General features: G+C 50.8%; 2 protein-coding genes. Both read right to left on the reverse strand.

Features of this window, described 5'->3' with window-relative positions:
• Positions 1–169: 169 nt before the first annotated feature.
• Positions 170–655 (reverse strand): hypothetical protein, encoded by a 486-nt coding sequence (locus L1065_RS15670; protein ID WP_237096453.1) that lies wholly within the window; start codon positions 653–655, stop codon positions 170–172.
• Positions 656–672: 17 nt separating this feature from the next.
• A partial coding sequence (locus L1065_RS15675) for a hypothetical protein (protein ID WP_237096454.1) occupies positions 673–1,050 on the reverse strand: 378 nt, incomplete at its 5' end.

Below are 1,050 nucleotides of genomic sequence, written 5' to 3' on the forward strand. Positions count from 1 at the left end.
GCATCTTGGCTGCGCACAAGTTCTACCAAATCTGATTGCCAGCTTCTATCCAGAGCCAAAAACGAGCCCACGCCTCTCTGGCGATTATCATCGAGCCACGCTTCAAGAATATTCTCAAAGTCCTGTACGGCTATTTGATGTTCCATCCGTTACCTTCCATAAATTCCATTCACCACTGACTGTGATCATAGGCTGGCAGCCCGAGCGTGGCACGGACACCGTCGTCGTGGGTGATCATGTGCAAAACGGCTTCGTCTTCGGGCAGGTCCGTGCGCAGCCATGCGAAACCGATATTGCCGAATATCACGTATAGTCGGTGTTGTTGCGGGAACGTTTCGAGCATTGCCAACACGATCCGGTAGAACTGGCGCGGCGTGATGCCTTCGGAAAGAAACAGATCCTTCTCGTCGAAAAGCGTAAATTCCCCGTCCGAATATTCTGGCCCGACATCAACCGAGATATTGATGTTGCCTGGATCTCTGTGCGTTGCAGTAATCGGGAGTTGGCGATCAATTATTTCTAAAAGCTTGTCAGTGCCATAGCTCAATACGCCGAGGTCTTTAGGAGTCCCGTCGTGTGCCGCAAGAGCAAGGCCATGTGGCAAATCCATCATTCTGGTCAGATAGGCGCGGTCTTCTTCGGATAGGTCCTGCATTTGATTTCCTTTCTAAACTAGTCATCGAAATTACGCATGGCGCGGTCAAGTTCCGCAGCCGCCTCTTGTGGAATGGGCTGCCAGCGTACGATACCCCTGATATTGTTTGTTTGAAGTAATCCTAAATAAAACGCGATGGGTCCGCCACGACGGCTGCAAACGACCTCTAACCCTATGTTCCAACAAGGGCGTGCGGGAGGTGCTGGGTTATTACAGACAACTCCATAGCGTACAAATTGAGCTAATGTAGATTTGAGCTGCTTGGGGGATGGAACATAAGGCGTTCCTGGCGGTGAGGATTTAAGGGGCATCTGGTATTTGGCTTCTTGAAGCCAACACCGCGCATGCATTTCTCCATCCGCTCTAGATTTTTTCCCTGTAGCTGACCATGCATC

The sequence above is a fragment of the Nereida sp. MMG025 genome (genome assembly GCF_021654165.1).
Taxonomy (GTDB): domain Bacteria; phylum Pseudomonadota; class Alphaproteobacteria; order Rhodobacterales; family Rhodobacteraceae; genus Nereida.